The sequence below is a fragment of the Leclercia pneumoniae genome (assembly GCF_017348915.1).
Lineage (GTDB): Bacteria > Pseudomonadota > Gammaproteobacteria > Enterobacterales > Enterobacteriaceae > Enterobacter > Enterobacter pneumoniae.
On record NZ_CP071383.1, the window covers coordinates 3,273,644 to 3,298,270 of the forward strand.

Genomic DNA, 24,627 nt, shown 5'->3' on the forward strand with positions numbered 1-24,627 from the left:
GGGAGAAAACAACGATGAAAATGAACGTAACGGACACCGTTAAACAGGCGTGCGGCCACTGGCCGCGCATTCTCCCGGCGCTGGGGGTGAAAGTGGTCAAAAACCGTCATCAGGCCTGCCCGGTGTGTGGCGGCTCAGACCGCTTCCGTTTTGATGATAAAGAGGGGCGCGGGACGTGGTTCTGTAACCAGTGCGGCGCAGGTGATGGCCTGAAACTGATAGAGAAGGTGTTCGGCGTATCGGCTTCAGAGGCAGCAGGAAAGGTCAGTGCCCTGACCGGCAACCTGCCGCCGGTTGCCCCGGAAGGGATTGCGGCCGCAGGGGCGGAAAACGATGCTGAACGCAAAGCGGCCGCCGCGATGGCCGTAAAACTCATGGAGAAAACCTGCACGGGCACCGGCAACGCCTACCTGACCCGCAAGGGCTTCCCCGATAATGAGTGTGTGATGCTGACGGCCACGCATAAAACCGGCGGTGTGACATACAGTGCCGGTGATTTGGTTGTTGCGCTGCATGACCATTCCGGCGCCCTGGTTAATCTTCAGCTTATCAATGCTGACGGTCTCAAACGAGCCCTGAAGGGCGGCGCAGTGAAAGGGGCATGCCATATCATCGAAGGGCAGAAACAGGCAGGAAAACGCCTGTGGATAGCAGAGGGCTATGCAACAGCACTCACCGTGCATCACCTGACTGGCGAAACCGTCATGGTGGCGCTGTCCTCCGTGAACCTTCTTTCTCTGGCGAGCCTTACCCGACAAAAGCACCCGGCGTGTCAGATTGTCCTCGCCGCCGACCGCGACCTCAGCGGTGACGGCCAGACCAAAGCCGCAGCCGCCGCACGAGCCTGTGAGGGGATTGTTGCCCTGCCGCCGGTATTTGGTGACTGGAATGATGCGTTTATGAAGCAGGGTGAGGACGCCACGCGCAAAGCTATCTATGGTGCCGTCCAGCCAGCCGCACAAAGTCCGTTCGACACCATGAGCGAGGCGGAATTTACCGCCATGAGCGCCAGCGAAAAAGCGATGCGGGTGCATGAGCATTACGGCGAATCGCTGGCCGTGGATGCGAACGGCCAGCTCCTTTCCCGCTACGAAAACGGCATCTGGAAAGTGATACCGTCCTCGGATTTCGCACGCGACGTGGCCGGGCTGTTCCAGCGCCTGCGCGCCCCGTTCTCGTCGGGGAGAATTGCCTCGGTGGTGGAGACGCTGAAACTGATTATTCCCCAGCAGGCCACCCCGGCGCGTCGGCTGATAGGTTTTCGTAACGGGGTGCTCGATACTCAAAGCGGGATATTCAGCCCACACAGCAAATCGCACTGGCTGCGCACGCTGTGCGATGTCGATTTTACTCCGCCTGTTGAGGGGGAAACGCTGGAAACCCATGCGCCGAATTTCTGGCGCTGGCTCGACCGCGCTGCCGGTGGCAGTGCTGATAAACGTGACGTTATACTCGCCGCGCTCTTTATGGTGCTGGCGAACCGCTACGACTGGCAGCTCTTTCTCGAAGTGACCGGGCCGGGTGGCAGCGGTAAAAGTGTCCTGGCTGAAATCGCAACCCTGCTCGCAGGAGAGGATAACGCCACCTCTGCCGATATCGACACACTGGAAGACCCGCGCAAGCGTGCATCTCTGATTGGCTTCTCACTGATACGCCTGCCTGACCAGGAAAAATGGAGCGGTGACGGCGCAGGGTTAAAAGCCATTACCGGCGGCGATGCGGTTTCGGTTGACCCGAAATACCAGAACCCTTATTCGACGCATATACCGGCTGTAATAATTGCCGTAAACAATAACCCGATGCGCTTCACCGACCGCAGCGGCGGTGTGTCCCGACGCCGGGTGATTATTCACTTCCCGGAGCAGATTGCGCCAGAAGAACGCGACCCGCAGCTTAAGGACAAAATTGCCTGCGAGTTGGCCGTTATTGTCCGACAGCTTATGCAGCAGTTCAGCGACCCGATGACCGCACGCGCACTGCTCCAGTCACAACAGAATTCTAACGAGGCGCTCAGCATCAAGCGCGACGCCGACCCGACGTTTGATTTTTGCGGCTATCTGGAGGCGCTGCCGCAAACCAGCGGAATGTTTATGGGGAATGCCAATATCATCCCGCGACAACCCCGTAACTATCTCTATCACGCCTATCTGGTCTATATGGAGGCTAACGGATACAGGAACGTACTCAGCCTGAAAATGTTCGGGCTGGGGCTGCCGATGATGCTGAAAGAGTACGGGATAAATTACGAGAAGCGACACACCAAACAGGGGACGCAGACCAATCTGACGCTCAGGGAGGACAGCAACGGCGACTGGCTGCCGAAGTGCGACGAACCCACAGCAACATAGCCAACCTCAGACCGGCAACAGCCGGTCTTTTTATATCTGACACTAATAAAAGGTGAACAATCCACTGTTCACTCTTCACCATCTATTCACCACCTAACAAACTGAAATAATTGAATAAAAACAGATGGTGAACAGTGTGAACAGTTATCAGCAAAAAAACTTTTTTTAAGTATGATGTTGCTATCTTCCTTCAAGGAAATGCACAAGCTATGTGTATGTCCTAACAAGGGCTCGAAATAATCCATAACATAGAAAAGGACGTTTTATGGAAACAGCGTTGCTTTCTGATAACCATGACAAAATCGTAAACATACTTAATGAAGCCAAAGATGTGGCGCTAAGGTATTACAAGCTAACCAGTAAACCCCTCGGTATAACTGGTGAAATAGCTGAATTTGAAGCAGCAACTATTCTCGGAATGTCACTGTGTACGGCACGCCAGACCGGGTATGACGCGATCGAAATTCTGAACGGGGAAGAGCATCGAGTTCAAATCAAAGGCCGCTATATGCCTGATCCAAAGAAAGTTTCTGCACGTGTTGGCGCTATAGATATTTCGAAACCCTTCGATTCGGTACTGCTGGTTTTACTGGATGAAAATTATGATGCTTTTGCAATGTATGAAGCACCACGAGATAAAATCGTCGCAGCCCTGGAAGCTCCGGGATCAAGAGCAAGAAACGAGCGTAATCAGTTAGGCATTGCAAAATTCAAGTCAATTAGTAGCCTCCGTTGGAGCAAGGTTGCTAAACCTGAGATTCTTTAATTGGTACACGTTTAGGTACACGATTGAAAGCTGAACACAAAAAAATCCTTTATATTTAATACATTGAGAAATTTATTCAGACTCCGCCAGCCCACCACTTTTTAGTTGTTTGAAGTACAATGAAGTCTACTAAGCCCGCACGGCACAAGCTCTGCGGGCTTTTTTACGTCTATTGTCGTCTAGTGAGAATTGCTGAGAACCACGAGTTATGGCACCTGAATCGCCACAGATAATCTAGACACTTCCGAGCCGCTGATAATATTGTTTTTCGTATTCAGTTGGTGGCATATGATCACTCGAACCATGCCGACGCTTACTGTTATAAAACATTTCGATGTAATCAAAAATATCACCGCGAGCTTCTTCTCGCGTTCCGTAGATCTTTTTCTTTATCCGTTCACGTTTCAGTAGCTGGAAAAAACTTTCTGCGACTGCGTTGTCATGACAGTTACCGCGACGGCTCATACTGCCCTCCAGCCCGTGTGATTTCAGGAACGACTGCCACTCATAGCTTGTGTACTGACTGCCTTGATCAGAATGAACCAGCACCTGCTTTTGAGGATTACGTCGCCACACGGCCATCAGAAGTGCATTCAGGACAATATCCTTTGTCATCCGGGGCTGCATTGACCAGCCAATAACTTTGCGCGAGAACAGGTCAACAACCACAGCCAGATACAGCCAGCCTTCGTGAGTCCGGATGTAGGTGATGTCCGTTACCCAACGCTCATCCGGTGCTTCCGGGTTGAACTGCCGCTGGAGCCTGTTGGGCGTCACGATGCTGGTTTCACCCTTACGTGCCCGTGGGCTACGGTACCCGACCTGAGCCCTTATCCCGGCACGCTTCATCAGTCGCCAGACACGGTTAACTCCGCACTGTTGTCCGGTATCCCGCAGGTCGAGGTGGATCTTGCGATAACCATAAACGCAACCCGACTCCAGCCAGAACTGCTTTATCAGCCCCGTCAGCCTCAGGTCAGCATGATGCCGCCGTGAATCCGGCTGCTGAAGCCAGGCGTAAAAACCACTCGGATGCACATCCAGCACCCGACAAAGCAGTCGGACAGGCCAGCAATAGGTGTTGTCACGGATAAAGGCGTACCTCAGTCGGACAGCTTTGCGAAGTACGCCGCGGCTTTTTTTAATATGTCCCGTTCGTCGGTAACCCGCTTCAGCTCTTTCTGGAGGCGTCGGATCTCAGCCTGAGCGTCTGACTGGACTTTATTGGTTGAGGAATCCGGGCCATATGCCTTTATCCAGGCATAAAGACTGTGGGTGGTGATACCGAGACGTGTTGCCACGCTGGAAACAGAATGGCCGCGATCAACAACCTGTTTTACCGCTTCAATTTTAAACTCTTCGGGATAACGCTTACCGCTCATGGGCACCTCTCTTTAAGTCATCTTAAATGACTCTGAGGTGTCTGTTAAACCCGTGGCGATTCAGATACGATTCAGGACGAAGCCAAACCCGAAGTCTTCTACTACCGGGTCTTTATCCGCACCAATCAGGATTATCTGGTGAACAAGGCAGGAAGGCACTTTTCGATTGTGCCCGGAATGATTGCGACTGTGGATATTAAGACCGGTGAGAAGTCGGTGCTCGACTATATGATCAAGCCGTTCAACCGCGCAAAAGAGGCGCTGAGAGAGCGGTAAGCAAAAATGTAAAAGGGCCTGAGAGTGGCCCTTTTAGTCAAGCAAATTCGCGCTCCAGAACATCAACAATGAGCTGATTCTTTGAAACGGCATGTTGTTTAGCTATCGCTGTTAAACGCGATCCCAGACGGCTTGAAACGCGCAATGTCAGACGCTCCAGATGCTCCTGACAGTAGGGTTCAATGCCCTCCTCTGCGCAATCCTTAAGATATTCTGTGAGTGAGATTTCACCCTGCTGGCGAAGGCCATCGATACTATTAGCGACAAAATCACAATAGCCGGAAACATTGAGAAATGTGCCCCGAAAAGCGCCAATTTCGGCCTCAAAATTTATTACCGCAGGCTGCTCCATAATCATCATGATATTACTGGTTTTAATCATAATTAACTCCTACCGACTCTTCGAACCATGCCTGTAAACCTTTTACCGCCCCTTTATCCATTACACTCCCCGGGTGCGGTTGATGCGTCAGCCAGAGTGAACCTGAAAGGACAAAACGACGTCTTGAACCATTGCCATTTTTGACTTTACCGCCGAGGTATTGGATGAGACTGACGACATCATCCCATTTGATGCCTGATTTAGGCGGCACAGTCATTACGTCATCAAACGTTTTACGATGTCTGGAATTGAGTTCACTGACTTGTATCATCCTGCATCCTGTTGACGTCCTGTCATGCACTCATTCTAGCTACCGCACCGGAGTGATGTCAACAAGTGACGTCACTCCGGTAGATCATTGGCTTATGGGTACAGACTGCAGGCAAAGGGGCAATGCCCGGTGAGTATCGACACTCATTCTATGTCCTTATGCACTGCATCAGCCCGCATACCTTAACCAGGCTCACTCTGTATCCTGTATTTCCTTACCACAGCCTGATGACATTTCTGGATATTTCTTAAAAAGAAAGTGTTTTAAATATATTCCTCATCAGGCAAGCTCACTTTATAAACAAAATATATTCGACAAATATTGGCCAATAAGAATTTAAACATCTCTATTGAAAATTGACTGAGGTCAATAATCCATGAGATATCATTTCTTAAGCCCTTCACACCCCTACCACACGGTGAATTTATTTTATTTTAAACCTTTCAAGATAATTAAGAATTGTCTCAACAATTTTATTTTTCTATAGGCTATAAACCCTTGCATGGGTTATGTAAACTTACGTAAAGAACCCCGCCGCGTCTGGCACTCAATGCTGAACCGCAACGTAAAAGTAATTTATCGCTGCGCTTAAGCGGAAGAGCGATGTAATACATCATCTTGCCGCAGTTTATTATAAAAACAACCGAAGCGATAATGTGTTAAAAAACTAAAACCCTTAGTGAAATATCTAAAAACATCGATTTGACTCCCGCCAAATAAAAACTAAATTTAATCCTGAACGACATATTGATACGAACACATCGTATCTTAACTGACATAAATGCAACATGTGAGGGTTGAAATATGGCAGATCAACGTGGTGGTTCAGGTAATTTCTCTCAAGACCGTGAAAAAGCGTCTGAAGCAGGGAAAAAAGGTGGTCAGCAAAGCGGCGGTAACTTTAAAAACGATCCGCAGCGCGCCTCTGAAGCTGGCAAAAAAGGAGGTCAGAATAGCCATGGTGGCGGACGGAAATCTGACAACTCCTAATTAGTTTTTCATCTTACTAGTGAAGTGAAAAATGAGAGAGCTGCGGGCTTGCGGGCTCGCAGTATTTTACTGTCATCAATAACGGAGCGATCTTATGAATATGAAATCTATGGAAGATGTTTTTATTCATCTGCTATCAGACACCTACAGCGCAGAAAAGCAGCTGACACGTGCGCTGGCGAAACTTGCTCGTGAGGCTTCAAGTGAAAAATTGAGCGCCGCCTTTAAAGCGCACCTTGAAGAGACGCAAGGACAGATCGAACGTATTGATCAGGTTGTTGAATCTGAACCAAACCTGAAAATCAAACGAATGAAGTGTGTTGCGATGGAAGGCTTAATTGAAGAAGCCAATGAGGTCATCGAAAGCACCGAGAAAAATGAAGTCCGCGACGCGGCGTTAATCGCTGCCGCGCAGAAAGTCGAACATTACGAAATTGCCAGCTACGGCACCCTGGCGACCCTCGCCGAACAGTTAGGTTATCGCAAGGCGGTAAAACTGTTGGCTGAAACGCTGGAAGAAGAGAAAGCGACAGATATTAAACTGACTGATTTGGCCGTAGGCAACATCAATCAGAAAGCCGGTAAATAATAACGTTGCAAACACACTGAGGAACAGACTATGAATCACGTAGAACATTACCATGACTGGCTACGCGATGCTCACGCGATGGAAAAGCAAGCCGAATCCATGCTCGAATCGATGGCCAGCCGCATAGACAACTATCCCGATGTACGCGCGCGTATTGAGCAGCACATCACCGAAACCAAACATCAAATTACTGTGCTGGAAGAGATCCTTGATCGCAATGATATCTCGCGCTCGCTGGTAAAAGATTCCATGAGTAAAATGGCAGCCCTGGGTCAGTCCATCGGCGGTATGTTCCCGTCAGATGAGATTGTTAAAGGCTCCATCAGCGGCTATGTTTTCGAGCAGTTCGAGATAGCCTGTTATACCTCTCTGCTGGCGGCAGCGAAGAAGGCTGGCGATACCGCGTCAGTGCCTGCGATTGAATCAATTCTTGCCGAAGAACAGCAAATGGCCGACTGGCTAATCCGTCATATCCCGGATACCACGGAACAGTTCCTCCTGCGCTCCGACGCCGATGGCGTGGAAGCGAAAAAATAAACCACAGGAGAGCCTATGTTTCGACACGTAAAACAACTGCAATATACCGTGCGCGTCGCCGAGCCCAATCCGGGCCTGGCGAACCTGCTGCTCGAACAGTTTGGCGGCCCTCAGGGTGAACTGGCTGCCGCCTGCCGTTACTTCACCCAGGGGCTGGGGGATGACGATCCAGGGCGTAAAGATATGCTGATGGATATCGCCACCGAAGAGCTCAGCCACCTGGAGATTATCGGGACGCTGGTTGGCATGCTTAATAAAGGCGCCAAAGGTGAACTGGCAGAAGGGACCGAAAGTGAAGCTGAACTCTATCGTTCGCTAACGGCGAACGGTAACGACAGCCACATCACCTCGCTTCTGTACGGAGGTGGTCCTCCGCTGACCAACTCCGCGGGCGTCCCCTGGACGGCGGCCTATATCGACACCATCGGTGAGGCGACGGCGGATCTGCGCTCCAACATCGCGGCAGAAGCGCGCGCGAAAATCATTTATGAGCGTCTGATTAACGTCACCGACGATCCGGGCGTGAAAGATGCGCTGGCTTTTCTGATGACCCGCGAAGCGGCACACCAGCTCTCCTTTGAGAAGGCGTTGCAGTCCATTCGCAATAATTTCCCACCGGGGAAATTGCCACCCATCGAGCAATACGCCAACACCTACTACAATATGTCTGAAGGTGGTGAAGTACGGGGCAGCTGGAACAGCGACAATAACTTTGAATACGTCGCTAATCCGCAGCCTGCTGTTGATGGGGGAGATGGCAGCGCGTCTGTGTCTCTGTCAAAAGAGCAAAGCGCCCTGCTTAAAGCGATGGCTAAACGTACTGAGTCGGATCCGAAAGCCGACCCTCTCACCGGCGCAGAACTGGGTGCCGGTAAGAAAAAAGCTTAACCCCTTCTACTATGCCATACCCAAATGCCCCGTCCCCACGGGGCATTCGTTGATGGGGAAGAGAACACATGTTTGAACTCGACGCATTTCATCTTGCCAGGCTGCAGTTTGCCTTTACTGTCTCGTTTCACATTATTTTTCCCGCCTTAACCATCGGCCTCGCCAGCTATCTTGTGGTGCTGGAAGGAATGTGGCTGCGCACCAAAAATGACGTCTGGCGATCGCTCTACCATTTCTGGCTCAAAATCTTCGCCGTCAACTTCGGTATGGGGGTGGTCTCGGGGCTAGTGATGGCCTATCAATTTGGCACCAACTGGAGCGGTTTTTCCCAGTTTGCCGGCAGCATCACCGGGCCGTTACTCACCTATGAGGTGCTCACCGCCTTCTTCCTCGAAGCTGGCTTCCTGGGCGTGATGCTCTTTGGCTGGAACAAGGTTGGGCCGGGGCTGCACTTCTTTGCCACCTGCATGGTGGCGCTGGGCACGCTGATGTCCACATTCTGGATCCTCGCTTCCAACAGCTGGATGCACACGCCACAGGGGTTCAGCATTGAAAATGGTCAGGTCATTCCGCAAGACTGGTTTGCCATTATCTTTAACCCGTCCTTCCCCTATCGTCTTATTCATATGTCCATCGCCGCCTTTTTGAGTAGCGCCCTGTTTGTGGGGGCCTCCGGGGCGTGGCATCTGCTGCGAGGCAACAACACCCCGGCGGTGCGCAAAATGTTCTCGATGGCGCTGTGGATGGCGTTACTGGTTGCCCCGGTTCAGGCGCTGGTCGGCGATATGCACGGCCTGAATACGCTGGAGCATCAGCCCGCGAAGATTGCCGCCATTGAAGGACACTGGGAAAATCCCCCCGGCGAAGCGACGCCACTGCTGCTCTTCGGCCTGCCCGATATGGAGGAAGAGCGGACTAAATATGGCCTCGAGATCCCGGCGCTGGGTAGCCTGATCCTGACGCACAGCCTGGATAAACAAGTTCCGGCGCTGAAGGATTTCCCGAAAGAGGATCGCCCCAACTCCACCATCGTCTTCTGGTCGTTCCGGGCCATGGTCGGTCTTGGCCTGCTGATGATTGCCCTGGGCCTCGGTAGCCTGTGGCTGCGCTACCGCAAGCGGCTGTACCAGTCCCGCCCCTTCCACTGGTTTGCGCTCTGCATGGGCCCCGCCGGTGTGCTGGCGGTACTGGCGGGCTGGATCACCACCGAGGTGGGCCGACAGCCGTGGGTCGTTTATGGCTACCTACGAACCGTCGATGCCGTGTCACTGCACAGCACGCTACAGATGAGCATCAGCCTGCTGGCCTTTATTGTTGTCTACTGCTCCGTCTTTGGCGTGGGTTTGCTCTACCTGATTCGCCTGATTAAAAAAGGGCCGCAGCCGACCGAAGCGCTGACGCTGCATACCGATGGCAGGCCGGCACGTCCGCTCTCTGCGGCGGAACCGGTACCGGAAGAGGAGAAACCCTGATGGGCGTCGATATTTCAGTAATCTGGGTTGCCATAATCGTATTCGCCACCCTGATGTACATCATTATGGACGGCTTCGACCTGGGGATTGGGATGCTCTTTTATTTCGAGCGCGATCCCCAGTCGCGAGACGTGATGGTAAACAGCGTCGCACCGGTATGGGATGGCAATGAAACCTGGCTGGTGTTAGGCGGCGCGGGATTGTTTGGCGCATTTCCGCTGGCCTATGCGGTGATTATTGACGCACTGACCATACCGCTCACCGCCATGCTGATTGGTCTTATTTTCCGCGGCGTGGCTTTTGAGTTTCGCTTCAAGGCCACCCCGTCACACCGTAAATTCTGGGACTACTCTTTTGCAGGCGGTTCGCTGCTGGCGACCTTTAGCCAGGGCATTGTGGTTGGGGCGATGATCAACGGCTTTGAGGTGGAGGGACGTCGTTTTGTTGGCTCCTCCCTCGACTGGTTAACGCCTTTTAACCTCTTCTGCGGGCTGGGTCTGATGGTGGCCTATTCCCTTCTGGGCACCACCTGGCTGGTCATGAAAAGCGAAGGGGCGTTACAAATCCATATGCGCCATCTTACACGCCGGGTGCTGCTGGCGCTGGTGGGAGTCATTGCCGTGGTGAGTATCTGGACGCCTCTCGGCTGGCAGTATGTCTCCGACCGCTGGTTCTCGCTGCCCAATTTCTTCTGGTTCTTGCCGGTCCCGCTGCTGGTAGGGATATTTAGCCTGTGGATATGGCGTCTCAGCCTGAACCCCAACAGCCACGTGATGCCCTTTATCTTAACGCTGGGGCTGATCTTCCTCGGCTTTAGTGGGCTGGGTATCAGCCTGTGGCCCAATCTCATTCCACCGAGTATTACCCTGTGGGATGCCGCGGCACCGCCATCAAGCCAGCTGTTTATGTTGGTGGGAACGCTGTTGATTATCCCGGTGATCCTCGTCTATACCGCCTGGAGCTACTACGTGTTTCGCGGCAAGATCTCCGGTAATGAAGGCTATCACTAAGCTGCGCCAGGGTGGGGGCGGCCTTCTTATCTCATCAGGGCTGAAAGGGTTAACGCGGGGTCTGGTTACGCCAGCCCCCGCGGCGTTAATTAACGCTTACGACCGGTAAACAGCCGGGCGACCAGCAGACCGGCGGCCACCGCCACCGTACCGACCAGCACCTTACCCGGTACGCCAGAGGTGATGGCCGTCGCCCGGGTATTCGCTTCTGAAGAGAAGCGGCCATGAACCTGATGCATACCGCTGACCGGCCCCGAGAGATAATCTTCCCGATCGGGCGCATTCAGCTCATTGGTCATCTGCCCCTCCCACGCCTTTTTCACCATCATGCGGTCAAGCAGACCGGGAAAGAGGAATTGGCCGACAATCGACTGCAATGTACTGCGCCCAACCCAGAGCTCACGTACCGGGCGTTGTACCACGTTGTAGATGGCCTCGGCGGCCACTTCCGGTTCATACACCGGGCCCAGCGGGCGCATAGAAAAGGCAAATTTATTCCGCGCCCATGCAAACTGCGGCGTATTGAGTCCAGGCAGCTGGACCATCGCCAGGTGGATATTGATCCTCTCGTGAATCAGCTCGGTCCGCACCGCGTCGGTAAAACCGCGAATGGCCGCTTTGGCACCGCAGTAGGCTGATTGCAGGGGAATGGAACGATAGGCCATCGCCGAGCCGACCTGAATAATCATCCCTGAATCACGGGGCGTCATCACCGCCAGCGCCGCCCGGGTGCCATTGACGTAACCCAGATAGGTGACGTCGGTGACCCGACGAAACTCGTCATCTTCCATGGCGCGAAACGGCGCCAGGACGCCACACATAGCGTTGTTGACCCACACATCAATACTGCCAAGATGCTGCTCCATCTCCTGCGCCGCCGTCATAATGGCCTGCGCATCCGCGACATCAGCATTCACCGTATGGCATTTCACGCCATGACGCGCCACCTCTTCACGTGCAACCGCAAGGCTGTGGTCATCGCGGGCAATGATCCCCACATTGAACCCCGCCCGGGCAAAACGCAGCGCCGTTGCCTTTCCTAACCCCGCCGTCGCGCCAGTAATTACCACAACACCCATCTTGCTCTCCTTAGTGCAGCTGCTTTTTCCAGTGCGGAATGCGCCGCAACAGTTCCGACAGTGCATAACGCACCGCTTTTTCGATAACGTCTTCACACTCGCCGGTAAAATGCTGCACCGCCGTACTCACCTCGCCGCGAAACCCCCAGGCAAACCAGACGGTGCCCGCGGGGGTGCCGTCATCACCGCCGTCGGGCCCGGCGTAGCCGCTAATGGCGATGCTTAAATCCGCTGCCGCCAGCTTTAACGCACCCTGTGCCATTTCACTCACCGTCTGTCCGCTTACGGCGGTGTACTTATCCAGCGTCGCTTTACTCACCCCCAGCACTTTATGTTTGGCGTCATCGCTAAAGGTGACCACGCCAGTGTCGAAGAAGGAGGCGGTATCCGCTTCGGCGCATAACGCCGACGCCAGATTGCCGCCCGTACAGGACTCTGCCGTGGTGAGATACCAGCCCAGGTCAGGTAAAACAGTCGCAACCTGCCGAGTGAGCTCCTTAAGTGTTTTCGCTTCGTTCCAGATATTTTCTGTCATGACGCACTCTCTTCAGGAATAATAGAAATATGACCATTACGTTCAAGGATGGCATATTTAATCTCTTTCAGTTCAGTAATTCCGTGGTTTTGGCGGGCGGAGACCAAAATATCGTCGCAGGAGACATCGACTTTCTTCAATTTGTCATTTTGCAATTCCCCGTGCGACACCAAAATAATTGGCGAGCCATCCAGCACCGATTCCGCGCCATGAATATATTTTTTCAGCACGCCAAAAAGCATATCGATCACCACCAGCGTAACAATGGTTAACATTGCTCCCGTGACGGAGAAATCATTCCCCAGCAGCGCCTGCTGGGTGGCTTCGCTGATAATTAACAGCAAGATGAGATCGAAGCTGGTCATTTGTAGCAGGGCGCGCCGCCCGGCAATTTTAAAGACCACCAGCAAGATCAAATAGATCGCCACCGCCCTCAGAATCATCTCCATTTCGGCCCCCTACGGATAGATAAACTGCCAGAAGCGAATGCCTGGCTCGTTATTAACGCTGACGGTGGTAACGGCTTTTCCTGGCTGGTCTGGCGTGGTGTAGAGCCAGACGGTAAAGGGCTGCTGGGGGGTGACTTCGTTATAGACCAGAACGATATCTGTCCCGTCACTACGCATTTCGTCAGGCTGCGGCCAGATATTTTCGGTTTCAAAATGGGTCATATAATCCTGCCCCAGCCGGAGGGTCAGGCGCTGGCTATTTTGCAGTTGCAGGGAAATTTTCACCTGTACCGGGGTTTGCAATCGACCAAAACGTTCGTAGTGCACCTGCAATATATTATTCGGGGATTTTTGTATCGTTTCGCTAAAATAGCCGTTGGAAAAAAAACCGGCCAGTGCGGCGACAACGATAATTAACAAAAAAATTAAACCGAAGCGGTGACACAGTGACTCAAACTGGAGCGCAAAGCGGTCCTCATCAACCCCGGGGAGGGGGGATGAAGTTTCTTTTACTTTCGTCATTTATCACCTCACCGTCTCGTTTATTAAAATTATGCAGCCAGATGATTTTTATAGATAATTTGGATTAAGACTGTTCTTGTTTGCAAAATAAAAAATAGCAACCAGGCTTAATAAGTCAAGCAAGGTAAACCAAGGAGGCAGTATGAAATTATCCGTCGCACCCTTATTATGTTGTTTTTTAATCCCGGCGGCCTGGGCCGATGATAATGGTGGACTGAAGAAAGATGCTGCTCCCCCGGCGCCCCACTCGCTGGATGAAGGCTATCGTGGCACAGAGGATGCCCGCATCATGACCGTCACGCAGGCCAAAGAGATGCACGATGGTGCCACTATCTCGCTGCGCGGGAATTTGATTGATGGCTCAGGCGGCGATAAATTTAAATTCCGCGATAAAACGGGCACCATTGATACCATTATTCCGCAAGCCGTATTTGATGGACGTACGGTAAAACCCGATCACATGATCAGTATTAACGGCAGTCTGGATAAGAAAATGAACCCGCCAGTGGTGCGTGTGGACCATATCCAGAAATAAGCCAAATTTCACTTAAGTCTTGCGCGGGTATTTCTCCCATACCCGCTAATTACTGTTGAATATATTCTTGCCGCCCTTTACCTACCAGATTTAAGGAGATTAAAACTCGGAATATTCCGGGCTTTAGGATTAATCCCTCTTTCATTCAACGCCCTTTCCTTAAACAATTTTACACAAATTCACATTGCATCCTTTTTTCTTACACGGCACGGATTTCCCATGATAGCCCGACACAGTCTCGCGTTGATAATAACGACAGCCACTGGCCTGTCTTTAATGCTCCCTGCCCATGCGGCAGACCCCGAAAACCAATTCATTATTCAGCAGCAACGTCAGAGAGCATTAGAACAACAATTAACGCCGCCGGTACCGGATGTTCGCCTGTCTGAGCCGTCGTCGGGCTTTGGCCGCATCGACTTTCCCATCGAAACGCCCTGCTTTGAGATTAAACGCGTAGCGCTAAGCGGCCAGGAGGCTCTGCCGCACTGGTTACCGCTGCAGCGCATCGCCAGTCAGGCGCAAGGTCGCTGTATTGGCGGCAAAGGGATAAACCTGCTGATGAGTACCCTGCAAAACCGCATTGTCGACCACGGCTGGATAACGACCCGCGTGCTCGCCCCTTCGCAGGATCTGAAAAGCGGCACCTTAAAACTTACGATCGTGCCGGGCTATGTGCGACACGTGAAACTCACTGACGAGAGCGACGACTACATCCAGCTTTACAGCGCCTTCCCGGCTCACGAAGGCAATCTGCTGGATCTGCGTGACATTGAGCAGGGGCTGGAAAATTTACAGCGCTTGCCGACGGTGGAAGCCAATATGGAGCTGCTGCCCGGGGAGAAGCCCGGCGAGAGCGATATTGTGATTACCCGTAAGCAGCGCAAAATGTGGCGTCTGGGCCTGTCGCTGGACGATGCCGGTACCGAAACCACCGGCCGCTACCAGGGCGGCGTGACCCTGTCGCTGGACAACCCCTTCTCCCTTAGCGACCTGCTCTATTTTTCTGCCAGTCACGATCTCAATGACAAGAGCGGCAAAGGCAGTAAAAACTACACCGCCCACTACTCGGTGCCTTTTGGCTACTGGATGCTGGGCGTAACCGGTAGCGACTATGACTACCACCAGACCGTGGCCGGGTTGAATGGCGATTACCGCTACAGCGGCAAAAGTAAAAATCTCAACGTGCAGCTCAGCCGCGTGCTGCACCGCAGCGGCTCACAAAAAACCACTTTCACATACGATGTGATGACCCGTGAAACCCGCAACTTTTTCGACGATACCGAAGTCGGCGTCCAGCGCCGCCAGACGGCGGCATGGCGCGTAGGGCTGGATCATCGCCATTACATCGGCCAGGCGACGCTGGATGCAGGCATCAGCTATCAACGCGGTACCCGCTGGTTTGGTGCCCAGCCAGCGCCGGAAGAGTTTTGGGGCGAGGCGACCGCCCTCAGCAAAATCACGCAGCTCAACGCTCAGCTCGATCTGCCCTTTGAGATAGGAACGCAAAACTTCCGCTACAACGTGCAGTATCTGCGCCAGATGAGCAACACCCCGCTGACGCCGCAGGATCAGTTCTCCATCGGTAACCGCTGGACCGTGCGCGGCTTCGACGGTGAGCGCACCCTGAGCGCCAGCCACGGCTGGTACGTGCGTAACGATCTGGCCTGGCGCACGCCGCTGCCGAATCAGGAACTCTATCTTGGCGCCGACTACGGCGAAGTGGGCGGTTACAGCGCAGATATTCCGGTTGGCCGCCATCTGGCGGGCGGCGTGGTCGGCCTGCGCGGGAGCGCGTTTAACACCGGTTACGATTTCTTCGCCGGTACGCCGTTCTCGAAGCCGGACGGCTTTGAAACCAGCGATCTCACGCTCGGCTTTAACCTCAACTGGAGTTGGTGATGCGCATCGGAAACCTGGAGATCAAAGCGCCGCTGATCCTCGGCGGGGAAGAGAGTGAAGCCGAAGTGCTGGGGGCCACCGTCTGGCTGTGGATGCACTCCCCGATGCACCGGGATGCCCCGCTGCATGCCCTGCCGACGTTGCTCTTACCCATTATCAAGCGCCGTCAGTATGTGCTGATCGCCGAAGGGGATCGGCCGGTTTTCTTCCTCAGTTGGGCGTGGCTGAACGAGGAGTCAGAGGCGCGCTATCTGACGCGCGCTTCCATTGAGATGCCGGAGGAGGACTGGGATAGCGGCGACCGAATCTGGTTTTGCGACTGGATCGCCCCCTTTGGGCACACCGCCGCGATGTCAGCCCTGATCCGCCGCGATATTTTCCCCGATCACGTCTTGCGCGCGCTTTATCACCGGGGCGCCGAGCGCGGCAAGCGCGTGATGACGTTCCACGGCGATCGCGTCAGCCGGGAACAAGCAAGAGTCTGGCAACAGCAACACCCGCTCGCCGTCAACCTGCCGGAAGCGTTTAAAGGAACGAACCATGAATAAGAACCTCTACCGAATTGTCTTTAACAAAGCGCGCGGCATGCTGATGGTGGTGGCGGATATCGCCCGCTCTGGCCGCGCCGGTTCGTCCCGCGCTTCCGGTATTGGTCATACCCATAGCCGACTGATTGGCAAAGTCAGTGCCATCAGCTTTGGGCTCTGGCTGGCGATGGGGGCGATTCAGCCTGCGCAGGCCAACATCGTGGCCAATACCGGCGCGCCAAAAAATCAACAGCCGACGGTGATTAACAGCGCCAACGGCACACCGCAGGTGAATATCCAGACGCCATCGAAAGCAGGCGTTTCACGCAACAGTTACACCCAGTTTGATGTGGATAAAAAAGGGGCCATCCTCAATAACTCCCACAAAAACGTGCAGACCAATCTGGGCGGCATGGTGGCGGGCAACCCATGGCTGGCGCGCGGCGAAGCCAAAGTGATCCTGAACGAGGTCAGCGCCCGCGATCCGAGCAAGCTGAACGGCATGATTGAGGTCGCCGGGCAAAAAGCGCAGGTGGTGATTGCCAACCCGGCGGGCATTACCTGTAGTGGCTGCGGCTTTATCAACGCCAACCGCGCTACCCTGACCACCGGTCAGGCGCAGATGAAAGATGGCAACCTCACCGGTTTCAAAGTGGATCGCGGTGAAGTGGTGGTCGAAGGGGCCGGGATGGACACCTCCGGCGCCGATTACACCGACATTATCGCCCGCTCGGTCAAGGTAAACGCCGGGCTGTGGGCCAGGGATCTGAAAGTGACTACCGGGCGTAACACGGTCAGCGCCGCGCATGACAAGATCGAAAAAGGGAGCGATGACCCCGCCACGCGCCCACAGCTGGCCGTGGATGTCGCCAGTCTGGGCGGCATGTACGCAGGCAAAATCCGCATGGTCGGCACCGAGCGCGGCGTGGGCGTGCGTAACGCCGGAGCGATAGGCGCGCAGGCAGGCAGCGTCACCCTCACTGCTGATGGTCGCATCGAGAACAGCGGCACCGTCCGTGCCAGCGACAACGTCAGCGTACAGACCGCTGGCGCGTTTACCAACACCGGCGTGCTGACGGCGGCGAACAACGTACAGGCGAAAGCCGGAAGCCTCACCAGCAGCAAAGAGAGCGTGCTGGCGGCCGGGGTGAAAAATAACGGCCAACTCGCGGATGCCGGAAACCTGACGCTTACGACCAGCGGACAGTTGACAGCCGCAGGGCAGACGCTGGCGGGCGGTGACCTGAGCGCCAGCGGCCAGGGGGTGGACATGCGCGGCAGCCAGACCCAGGGCAAGCGCGTCACCCTGAACGGCGGCGCAGGCGATGTGAAAACCGCCAGCGCGAAAGTGAGCGCCCGCGAGCTGAACGTGCGCACCAGCAAGTTGCTCGATAACCGTGACGGTACGCTCAGCGCCGACACCCTCAGGATCAGCGCGCATGATATCGCCAACCAGCGGGGGAAACTGATTCAGAGCGGTAGCGGCACCCTGGCGGTGGCGCTACCCGGCAGCATTGATAATCAGCAGGGGCAGATTGGTGCGGCGTCCGGCGTCAACCTGAAGGCAAGCAGCCTCAATAACACCGCAGGCCAGATTGTCGCGGCCGCCGGGAAAAACCGGCTTGAGGCTGGCGAGTTGAATAACCAGCAAGGCCTGATTTCTGCCACCACCGGCGACGGCGAGATCGTTAGCCAGCAGGCCATTAACAACCGTCAGGGGCGTATTGAGGCGGCGAAAACTCAGCGCATCGAGGCGACAGGGATAAATAACCAGCAGGGAGTGATGGTCGCCGACGACGCCTCCCTGGCCCTGAATGGCGGCACGCTGGATAACCAGGCGGGCTCCCTGCTCGCATTAGGGTCGCTGACCCTGTCGAGCGGTGCGCTGAATAACCAGGGCGGCTTCCTGGCCAGCGATGGCGACTTCACCCTGACGAGCGGTAATATCACCAACACGGAGGGCCAGATTGGGGCGAATCAACGCCTCAACGCGACCTTCACCACCCTGAGTAACGCCGGCGGCTCGGTCAAATCGGCGGGCGATATGAGCCTGAACGGTGGCCTGCTGGATAACAGCAGCGGGACCACCCTCTCCGGCGCCAGCCTCACCTTTACGGGCGACGCGCTTGATAACCGCAATGGCGGGCGTCTGATTGGCATGGCGGATAGCGAACTGCATACCGCGAGCCTCCAGAACGGAGGTGGACAGATCCAGAGCGTGGGCGATTTGCTGATCGATGGCGCACAGGGCATGGTGGATAACGCCTCTGGCCTGATCCGGGGCGGCAAAGCGGTCACGCTTAACGCCCTGAACTTCGTCAACCAGAACACGCTGGGTGACAACCAGGGGCTGGAGGGGCAGAACGTCACCCTCAATACCGGGGATCTCGACAACCAGAGCGGCATCATTCTGGCCAGCAATGACCTGCTGATTCGCAATAACGGCGTGTTGAATAACAGCGCCGGGGCCCTCTCCTCCTCCAACAGTCTGGAGGTGAGCGGCGCGGCGCTGAACCTGATGAATGGCGGCGGCACCCTGAAAGCTGGCAAAAACCTTAACGTCCAGGCGCAGTCGCTCGATGCCAGCGGCCAACTGTTGTCGCTGGGGGATATGACGCTTAGCAGCGCCAACGGCGTTAATAACAGCGGCGAGACGATTGCCAACGGCAACCTCACCTTTGCGACACCAGGCGATTTTATCAACAGCGGCAAGCTGATGGCGGGCAGCGCCCTGAACGTACAGAGCGCCGGGCTCACCAACCTTGCCAGCGGCGAAATCAACGCCGGCAGCAACACCCTCACCGCTACCGGTAGCGTAATCAACTACGGCCTGATTGACGGGATCCACACCCGCATTAACGCCGACACGCTGAACAATATCGGCACCGGGCGTATCTACGGCGATGCGGTAGACGTCAATGCCATCACCTTTAACAACCTGGCTGAAAATGGCACGGCGGCGACGCTGGCCGGGCGTGAGCGGGTGGATCTCGGCGTGCAGACGCTGAACAACGTTGCACATAGCCTGATTTACAGCGCGGGCTCGCTGCTGATTGGCGGTTCGCTGGATGCCAACGGCGCCGCCACCGGGCGCGCGGGCACCATTAACAACCACAGCGCAACCATTGAGTCTGCGGGCGATATGGCTATTGCGGCCTCGCAAATCAACAATATTAACGATCACTTCAGCACCGAAGTGGTACGGGTGTCGCAAGAAGATCGCACCGAGTATCAACACCGCGGCTCAACCACCCGCTGGGAGGCGGGCCAGGAGGGGGTTGAGGTGAATGATAGATCTGCCGATGGTCTGCGTAACCTCAGCACGCCAGACAAGCCCGGCGGCGGTCACGACAACTTTAATCAGTACAACTACACCCGCACCATCGACGAAACGCGCATTAAAGAGAGCGATCCGGCGAAGATCCTCGCCGGTGGTAATCTACAGCTCACCGGCGACAAGCTCTTTAACGACAAGAGCCAGGTCATTGCCGGCGGAACGCTGCTGATCGACCAGTTGGGCACCGTACAGAATGACGATGTAACGGGCGAACGCCACATCACCGATAACGGCACCGTTACCCACTACTATCGTATTCGTCATAAAGGTGACGATGAGCAAGGTCGTAGCAAGACCGCTTACACACCGCCGACCGAGATTCAAAGCATTGCCCTGAAGCCAGGCCAGCTGGTGAGCAACGGCAGCGTTGAGGGAAGCCAGCTTAGCATCACGCCGCTGGTGTTAACGGGCACGGATGTGGCCATCGGTCGGGCGAACGCCATCACCGTTTCACCGGGGCAACCCGTCACCCCACCGGCCGGGCAGCAGTTTGAAGTGACGCCCGCGGACGGCATTATCCGCATCATCGGGCCGAATACGACTCTGCCCGATAACAGCCTCTTTAACGTTAACCCTTCGGCGGACGTGCCGTATCTGGTCGAAACCGACCCGCGCTTCACCAACGAGCGCGAGTGGCTGGGCAGCGACTATATGCAGCGCGCCTTTACGCAGGATGGCGACACCACGCTGAAACGGCTGGGCGATGGTTATTACGAGCAGCGGCTGGTACGCGAGCAAGTGGTTGGCATTACCGGGCAGCGTTATCTGGACGGCTACAGCAACGATGAAGAGCAGTTCAAATCGCTGATGGACAAAGGCATCACCTTCGGCAAACAGTACGACCTGAAAATCGGCGTGGCGCTGACGCCGGAACAGATGGCGCTGCTCACCGGGGATATCGTCTGGCTGGTGAATACCCGCGTGAAGATGCCGGACGGGTCAATGGAGAACGTGCTGGTACCGCAGGTTTACGCCAAAGTGAAACCGGGCGATATCGACGGCTCCGGGGCGCTGATTGCCGGGAACAACGTGTCGATGAAGCTGAATGGCGACCTGTTTAACAGCGGAACCATTGCCGGGCGTAAAGTCCTGCAGCTGGATGCGAACAACATTACCAACCAGTCCGGCACCCTTCTGGGGAACGACGTTAGCCTGACGGCCCGCACCGATATCATCAACACCGGTGGCGCGATCGTGGGCGGAAACAGCGTGCTGGCGAGCGCCGGGCGTGACATCACCCTCACCTCGACCACGACCAGCGCCCAGAGCGAGAACGGCGAAAACAGCTTTGCCCGTACCAACATCAAGAGCGTTTCGGGTATTTATGTCCAGGGTGACGACGGCAAGCTTGCGCTGCAATCTGGCCGTGATATCACTCTGACCGGCGCGCAGGTCATTGCCAGCGGTGAGAATGGCAAAGCGCAGCTGGTTGCCGGACGTGATGTGAACCTGAATACGGTCACCACCGCCCGCAGCGACAACCTGATCTGGGATGCGGACAACAGTCTGAAACAGCGCAGCCAGGAGCAGACCGGGAGCATCGTCAACGGTACCGGGGGCGTCATCGTCTCGGCGGGTAATGACATCAACGCACGGGGCGCCAGCATGCGTTCTGACGGTGCGCTGACGCTGGCGGCGCAGCGCAATATCACGCTCGAAGGCGTGCTTAACGAAGATCAGCTCGACGAACGCCATAAAGTGGTGGGCGGCAATGGCTGGCTGTCGAAAACCACCACCAAAACCCGTGATACCGTAGATAACCAGAGCGTACAGGGCAGCGAACTGAGCGCCGGTTCAGTGAACATTGCCGCCGGTAACAACCTCACCGTGGCGGGCAGCGCCGTGGTAGGCACTGACGATGTGGCGCTGCGTGCTGGTAATGATCTGACGCTCACCAGCATGGGCGGGCGCCAGAACGAAACGCATCTTAAAGAAGAGAAAAAATCGGGGCTGATGTCCTCCGGCGGCATCGGCTTTACGGTGGGGTCGCGTAAAGAGACCGTTGATCAGGCCAGCCAGGCGCTGGCAGGCCAGGGGACGACGGTGGGTAGCCTGCAGGGTGATACGGTACTGATTGCCGGTAATGATTACCGCCAGACCGGAAGCACCGTCTCTTCGCCGAACGGCAACGTAGGGATTCAGGGCAAAAACGTCACCATCGAAGCGGCAGAAAATACTTATGCCTCCCAGTATAAACGCACGGTTGAACAGAAAGGCCTTACCCTCGCTGTTAACGTGCCGGTGGTGTCAGCCCTGCAGAGCGTGCTGAACGCCACGAAGACCGTTGGCCAAAGCAACGACGACCGTATCAATATGCTCGCCGCCGCGAATGCGGCCTGGGATAGCGCCCGCGCGGCCAGCACCATGATGAACGCAGCCCAGGGCGTGATGACAGACGGTGCGCAGGCGGTGGCGCAAAACGTCAGCGTCTCCTTAACCTATGGTCAGAGCAAGCAGACCAACACCGAAACCACGGACAGCACCTCCGCGCTGGCGAGTAAGGTCAATGCCGGCAATAAGGCGGTGGTCGTGGCCACCGGCGGCGAGCAGTCGGATATCAATATCATCGGTTCCGACGTTAGCGGTAAGCAGGGCACGACCCTGTTCGCCGACAACGACATCAATATCCTCGCCGCTGAGCAGCAACGACATAACCGTTCGGATAACACCTCCAGCGGCTGGAATGCCGGTATCGCGGTGAGCTACGGCCAGGGGGGCGCCTCCTTTGGTGTCACCGCGGGGGCCAACAAAGGGAAAGGTTATGGCAACGGCGATGAGGTCAGCTGGCGTAACAGCCACGTAGGGGATATGGACAGCCAGACCACCCTTATCAGCGGCGGCGATACCACCCTGCGCGGCGGACAGCTGCTGGGCAAAGGGGTGGATATCACGGCGCAAAACCTGAACATCGAAAGTCTGCAGGACACCATGACCTGGCGCGGCGAACAGAAAAACATGGGCGGCCAGGTGACCGTGGGCTATGGCTTCTCCGCCAGCGGCAACTATAGCCAGTCGAAAGTGAATGCCGATTACGCCTCGGTGCAGGAGCAGTCCGGTGTCTTTGCCGGCAGTGATGGCTACAACATCAACGTGAAAGATCATACCGACCTGGTCGGTGGGCTGATCACCTCCAGCGACAGTGCCGAACAGGCGGGTAAAAACCAGTTCAGCACCGGCACGCTAAGCTGGCGCGATATCAACAATCATTCAGATTATGAGGGCAACGGCTTTGGGATTGGCGGCTCAGTGAGCATGAATACCGATCTGGGGCTGGGGGATAACGCCGCGCCTCAAAGCGATAAAACCGTGACTGACAAAAACGGCAACACCCACCTGGCGGACGGTTACGCCTCGCTGGATAAGAACATCAGCTTCGGTCTGGGACATGACAGCGGCAGCGACAGCTCCGTCACCCGCAGCGGGATCAACACCAGCAATATCACTATCACCCGTCCGGATGAGCAGCAGCAGGCGGTTGAAGGGGTGAAAACCGATATCACCACCGAAACCGCGGCGGCGAATTCCGGCCGCCTGGAGAATAATTTCGATAAAGACGACGTCTTTAAAGAGCTGAATCTTCAGGTGAAAGTGACGAGTGAATTCCGCGACAATGCAAATCAGCAGATTAGCCGCTACATAGATGGTAAACAGGCCGCCGCACGGGCCGCGCTGAAGCAGGCAAAAGACTCCGGCGACGTTGAGAAACGGGAAGCCGCGTTGGCCGAAGTCTACAAACTGCAATATCAACGCCGCTTCCTGCAGACCCTGGTGGGTATTGTGGCCGGCTCGCCGGATGTTGCTATCACTCAGGGGACGCTGGCTCTGGCGGCCACCAAAATGCGCGAGGAGACCATCAACAACTCGTTCTTGTCGCCCCCTATTGAAGATAAAACCGGCGAGGTGCTGAGTAACGTTTCCGGCGACAGTAATGGGTTGTACGACGGGATCAAGGCCGGCGGCGTGCGCGTGAGTCTGGATATCTTCTGTAAGGATAACAATACCCGCTGTGCCGTTAATCCGGACGGTTCGCTTGCACTTAACGATAAGGGGCACTATTACTTCGCCGGTGACAACAAGTATCACAACTTTGAAGAGTTGCTCAATACTGAAAAGAACGAAGAGGCAAAAGGCTTGTACGGCCCGACGGGCGGATTCCAGGGGACGGGCGGCCTGATGGGACCTTTAACCTACAAACCGGGCACCTTCTTTGGCGATATGCTCGATTCGCTGGTTGAAGGCTATGCGGGGACGCACGATTATGTGGGAGGACAGTTGCCGGGCTTCTATGACAGCCAGGGGAATACCGGGCGCCATCGGCAGCCATTAACCAACCTGGCGGCAGACACCTGGACGATAGTGGCGATTCCGGTGGCGACGCCGTTTGCGATGAGCGAACTGGTTTCACCCGAGCTGCTTGATTTCATCTTTACGACGGCGCAATAGCGTGAGGCTTATATGTTGAAACATCTTACACCTGGTCTCGTGCTGTTACTGACGGGCTGCGTCGTGGCGGATATGGACTCGACGAACCATACCGCCGTCCCCTATGCCCAGACGTTCCAGAAACCGGCCACGCTGGGCCACACGGATCGGGTGCAGCGCAGAGCCGATCTCTATGCCTGCGGGGTAAAGAAAAGCGTGGATGTGGATAGCAAAACCTGGCTCAGAGCAGAGGTCTACCCGGGTGAAACTATTGATCAAATGGTAGCCCGGGTAGAAAAGGTCGAAAGCTGCATGAAAGGGAAAGGTTATGTAGTACTGGGCTTCGATGCGTGTGGCCCTTTAAAAGCGCCCACCGGGAAATGTAATTAACCGAACCCAAGGGCGCCCGGT

The 24,627-nt window shown here is 55.4% G+C and carries 20 protein-coding genes and 1 pseudogene; 14 read left to right on the plus strand and 7 right to left on the minus strand.

Annotated features, from left to right (window positions below; all coding sequences use genetic code 11):
- Positions 1–14: 14 nt before the first annotated feature.
- A complete protein-coding gene (locus JZ655_RS15880; RefSeq protein ID WP_207292253.1) occupies positions 15–2,348 on the plus strand; it encodes a primase-helicase zinc-binding domain-containing protein in 2,334 nt (777 codons plus the stop codon).
- 265 nt (positions 2,349–2,613) lie between these two features.
- Complete coding sequence (locus JZ655_RS15885; protein WP_207292254.1) at positions 2,614–3,114, plus strand: DUF6998 domain-containing protein; 501 nt, start codon at positions 2,614–2,616, stop codon at positions 3,112–3,114.
- Between the two features lie 234 nt (positions 3,115–3,348).
- On the opposite strand, the gene JZ655_RS15890 is transcribed toward JZ655_RS15885, so the two are convergent.
- Positions 3,349–4,496, minus strand: a protein-coding gene (locus tag JZ655_RS15890; RefSeq protein WP_160435769.1) for an IS3 family transposase whose coding sequence is annotated in 2 segments (ribosomal slippage) — positions 3,349–4,259 and positions 4,259–4,496 — 1,149 coding nt in all. Because the reading frame shifts where the segments join, the coding sequence is not laid out codon by codon here.
- Between the two features lie 63 nt (positions 4,497–4,559).
- Here JZ655_RS15890 and JZ655_RS15895 point away from each other — a divergent pair.
- A pseudogene (locus tag JZ655_RS15895) lies at positions 4,560–4,772 on the plus strand (secretion protein HlyD); the annotation flags it as partial.
- A 37-nt stretch (positions 4,773–4,809) separates the two neighbouring features.
- Here the strand turns inward: JZ655_RS15895 and JZ655_RS15900 are convergent.
- Both JZ655_RS15900 and JZ655_RS15905 read right to left on the minus strand, forming a co-directional pair.
- A complete protein-coding gene (locus JZ655_RS15900) occupies positions 4,810–5,154 on the minus strand; it encodes a type II toxin-antitoxin system HicB family antitoxin (protein WP_207292255.1) in 345 nt (114 codons plus the stop codon).
- Positions 5,147–5,425: a type II toxin-antitoxin system HicA family toxin gene (locus JZ655_RS15905; protein ID WP_046886088.1), complete on the minus strand. Its 279-nt coding sequence runs from the start codon at positions 5,423–5,425 to the stop codon at positions 5,147–5,149. The genes JZ655_RS15900 and JZ655_RS15905 overlap by 8 nt, the downstream gene beginning before the upstream one ends.
- Before the next feature lie 804 nt (positions 5,426–6,229).
- On the opposite strand from JZ655_RS15905, the gene JZ655_RS15910 reads away from it, so the two are divergent.
- From JZ655_RS15910 to cydB, 6 genes are all read left to right on the plus strand, one after another.
- Complete coding sequence (locus tag JZ655_RS15910) at positions 6,230–6,415, plus strand: con-10 family general stress protein (RefSeq protein WP_040074347.1); 186 nt, start codon at positions 6,230–6,232, stop codon at positions 6,413–6,415.
- Positions 6,416–6,509: 94 nt separating this feature from the next.
- On the plus strand, positions 6,510–7,004 hold the full coding sequence (locus JZ655_RS15915) for a YciE/YciF ferroxidase family protein (protein WP_040074346.1): 495 nt from the start codon (positions 6,510–6,512) through the stop codon (positions 7,002–7,004).
- 30 nt (positions 7,005–7,034) lie between these two features.
- Positions 7,035–7,541 carry a ferritin-like domain-containing protein gene (locus JZ655_RS15920; protein ID WP_040074345.1) on the plus strand — a complete coding sequence of 169 codons (507 nt, stop codon included), beginning with the start codon at positions 7,035–7,037 and terminating at the stop codon, positions 7,539–7,541.
- 15 nt (positions 7,542–7,556) lie between these two features.
- Complete coding sequence (locus JZ655_RS15925) at positions 7,557–8,429, plus strand: manganese catalase family protein (RefSeq protein WP_207292256.1); 873 nt, start codon at positions 7,557–7,559, stop codon at positions 8,427–8,429.
- A 68-nt stretch (positions 8,430–8,497) separates the two neighbouring features.
- Positions 8,498–9,901 carry a cytochrome ubiquinol oxidase subunit I gene (locus JZ655_RS15930; RefSeq protein WP_046886090.1) on the plus strand — a complete coding sequence of 468 codons (1,404 nt, stop codon included), beginning with the start codon at positions 8,498–8,500 and terminating at the stop codon, positions 9,899–9,901.
- Positions 9,901–10,911: a cytochrome d ubiquinol oxidase subunit II gene (cydB, locus tag JZ655_RS15935; RefSeq protein ID WP_207292257.1), complete on the plus strand. Its 1,011-nt coding sequence runs from the start codon at positions 9,901–9,903 to the stop codon at positions 10,909–10,911. Before JZ655_RS15930 ends, cydB begins: the two co-directional genes overlap by 1 nt.
- A gap of 89 nt (positions 10,912–11,000) precedes the next feature.
- Here the strand turns inward: cydB and JZ655_RS15940 are convergent, their stop codons facing one another.
- Genes JZ655_RS15940 through JZ655_RS15955 form a run of 4 tightly spaced genes read right to left on the minus strand, consistent with a single transcriptional unit; the run spans position 11,001 to position 13,496 of the window.
- Positions 11,001–11,990, minus strand: a complete 990-nt coding sequence (locus JZ655_RS15940) for an SDR family oxidoreductase (RefSeq protein ID WP_207292258.1) — start codon at positions 11,988–11,990, stop codon at positions 11,001–11,003.
- A gap of 10 nt (positions 11,991–12,000) precedes the next feature.
- Positions 12,001–12,525 (minus strand): 2-oxo-tetronate isomerase, encoded by a 525-nt coding sequence (locus JZ655_RS15945; RefSeq protein ID WP_046886092.1) that lies wholly within the window; start codon positions 12,523–12,525, stop codon positions 12,001–12,003.
- Entirely contained in the window at positions 12,522–12,974 is a 453-nt protein-coding gene (locus JZ655_RS15950; RefSeq protein ID WP_207292259.1) for a DUF421 domain-containing protein, read from the minus strand. The genes JZ655_RS15945 and JZ655_RS15950 overlap by 4 nt, the downstream gene beginning before the upstream one ends.
- A gap of 9 nt (positions 12,975–12,983) precedes the next feature.
- Positions 12,984–13,496, minus strand: a complete 513-nt coding sequence (locus JZ655_RS15955; protein ID WP_207292260.1) for a hypothetical protein — start codon at positions 13,494–13,496, stop codon at positions 12,984–12,986.
- A 142-nt stretch (positions 13,497–13,638) separates the two neighbouring features.
- On the opposite strand from JZ655_RS15955, the gene JZ655_RS15960 reads away from it, so the two are divergent.
- The 5 genes from JZ655_RS15960 (at position 13,639) to JZ655_RS15980 (ending at position 24,606) form a co-directional block, all read left to right on the plus strand.
- On the plus strand, positions 13,639–14,031 hold the full coding sequence (locus tag JZ655_RS15960) for a YdeI family stress tolerance OB fold protein (protein WP_046886094.1): 393 nt from the start codon (positions 13,639–13,641) through the stop codon (positions 14,029–14,031).
- 276 nt (positions 14,032–14,307) lie between these two features.
- Positions 14,308–15,930 carry a ShlB/FhaC/HecB family hemolysin secretion/activation protein gene (locus tag JZ655_RS15965; protein ID WP_207292261.1) on the plus strand — a complete coding sequence of 541 codons (1,623 nt, stop codon included), beginning with the start codon at positions 14,308–14,310 and terminating at the stop codon, positions 15,928–15,930.
- Complete coding sequence (locus JZ655_RS15970) at positions 15,930–16,478, plus strand: toxin-activating lysine-acyltransferase (protein WP_040074334.1); 549 nt, start codon at positions 15,930–15,932, stop codon at positions 16,476–16,478. Before JZ655_RS15965 ends, JZ655_RS15970 begins: the two co-directional genes overlap by 1 nt.
- Positions 16,471–24,237 carry a two-partner secretion domain-containing protein gene (locus JZ655_RS15975; RefSeq protein ID WP_207292262.1) on the plus strand — a complete coding sequence of 2,589 codons (7,767 nt, stop codon included), beginning with the start codon at positions 16,471–16,473 and terminating at the stop codon, positions 24,235–24,237. Before JZ655_RS15970 ends, JZ655_RS15975 begins: the two co-directional genes overlap by 8 nt.
- 12 nt (positions 24,238–24,249) lie before the next feature.
- On the plus strand, positions 24,250–24,606 hold the full coding sequence (locus JZ655_RS15980; RefSeq protein ID WP_207292263.1) for a hypothetical protein: 357 nt from the start codon (positions 24,250–24,252) through the stop codon (positions 24,604–24,606).
- The last annotated feature ends 21 nt before the right edge of the window (positions 24,607–24,627 follow it).

Excerpts from the sequence above, each read along its gene's own strand:
- JZ655_RS15910 (WP_040074347.1), top strand. The coding sequence starts at position 6,230 with ATGGCAGATCAACGTGGTGGTTCAGGTAATTTCTCTCAAGACCGTGAA.
- JZ655_RS15925 (WP_207292256.1), top strand. The coding sequence starts at position 7,557 with ATGTTTCGACACGTAAAACAACTGCAATATACCGTGCGCGTCGCCGAG.
- JZ655_RS15885 (WP_207292254.1), top strand. The coding sequence starts at position 2,614 with ATGGAAACAGCGTTGCTTTCTGATAACCATGACAAAATCGTAAACATA.
- JZ655_RS15950 (WP_207292259.1), bottom strand. The coding sequence starts at position 12,974 with ATGGAGATGATTCTGAGGGCGGTGGCGATCTATTTGATCTTGCTGGTG.
- JZ655_RS15905 (WP_046886088.1), bottom strand. The coding sequence starts at position 5,425 with ATGATACAAGTCAGTGAACTCAATTCCAGACATCGTAAAACGTTTGAT.
- JZ655_RS15980 (WP_207292263.1), top strand. The coding sequence starts at position 24,250 with ATGTTGAAACATCTTACACCTGGTCTCGTGCTGTTACTGACGGGCTGC.
- JZ655_RS15955 (WP_207292260.1), bottom strand. The coding sequence starts at position 13,496 with ATGACGAAAGTAAAAGAAACTTCATCCCCCCTCCCCGGGGTTGATGAG.
- JZ655_RS15960 (WP_046886094.1), top strand. The coding sequence starts at position 13,639 with ATGAAATTATCCGTCGCACCCTTATTATGTTGTTTTTTAATCCCGGCG.
- JZ655_RS15900 (WP_207292255.1), bottom strand. The coding sequence starts at position 5,154 with ATGATTAAAACCAGTAATATCATGATGATTATGGAGCAGCCTGCGGTA.
- JZ655_RS15975 (WP_207292262.1), top strand. The coding sequence starts at position 16,471 with ATGAATAAGAACCTCTACCGAATTGTCTTTAACAAAGCGCGCGGCATG.
- JZ655_RS15940 (WP_207292258.1), bottom strand. The coding sequence starts at position 11,990 with ATGGGTGTTGTGGTAATTACTGGCGCGACGGCGGGGTTAGGAAAGGCA.
- JZ655_RS15880 (WP_207292253.1), top strand. The coding sequence starts at position 15 with ATGAAAATGAACGTAACGGACACCGTTAAACAGGCGTGCGGCCACTGG.
- JZ655_RS15965 (WP_207292261.1), top strand. The coding sequence starts at position 14,308 with ATGCTCCCTGCCCATGCGGCAGACCCCGAAAACCAATTCATTATTCAG.
- JZ655_RS15915 (WP_040074346.1), top strand. The coding sequence starts at position 6,510 with ATGAATATGAAATCTATGGAAGATGTTTTTATTCATCTGCTATCAGAC.
- JZ655_RS15920 (WP_040074345.1), top strand. The coding sequence starts at position 7,035 with ATGAATCACGTAGAACATTACCATGACTGGCTACGCGATGCTCACGCG.
- JZ655_RS15970 (WP_040074334.1), top strand. The coding sequence starts at position 15,930 with ATGCGCATCGGAAACCTGGAGATCAAAGCGCCGCTGATCCTCGGCGGG.
- JZ655_RS15945 (WP_046886092.1), bottom strand. The coding sequence starts at position 12,525 with ATGACAGAAAATATCTGGAACGAAGCGAAAACACTTAAGGAGCTCACT.
- JZ655_RS15930 (WP_046886090.1), top strand. The coding sequence starts at position 8,498 with ATGTTTGAACTCGACGCATTTCATCTTGCCAGGCTGCAGTTTGCCTTT.
- cydB (WP_207292257.1), top strand. The coding sequence starts at position 9,901 with ATGGGCGTCGATATTTCAGTAATCTGGGTTGCCATAATCGTATTCGCC.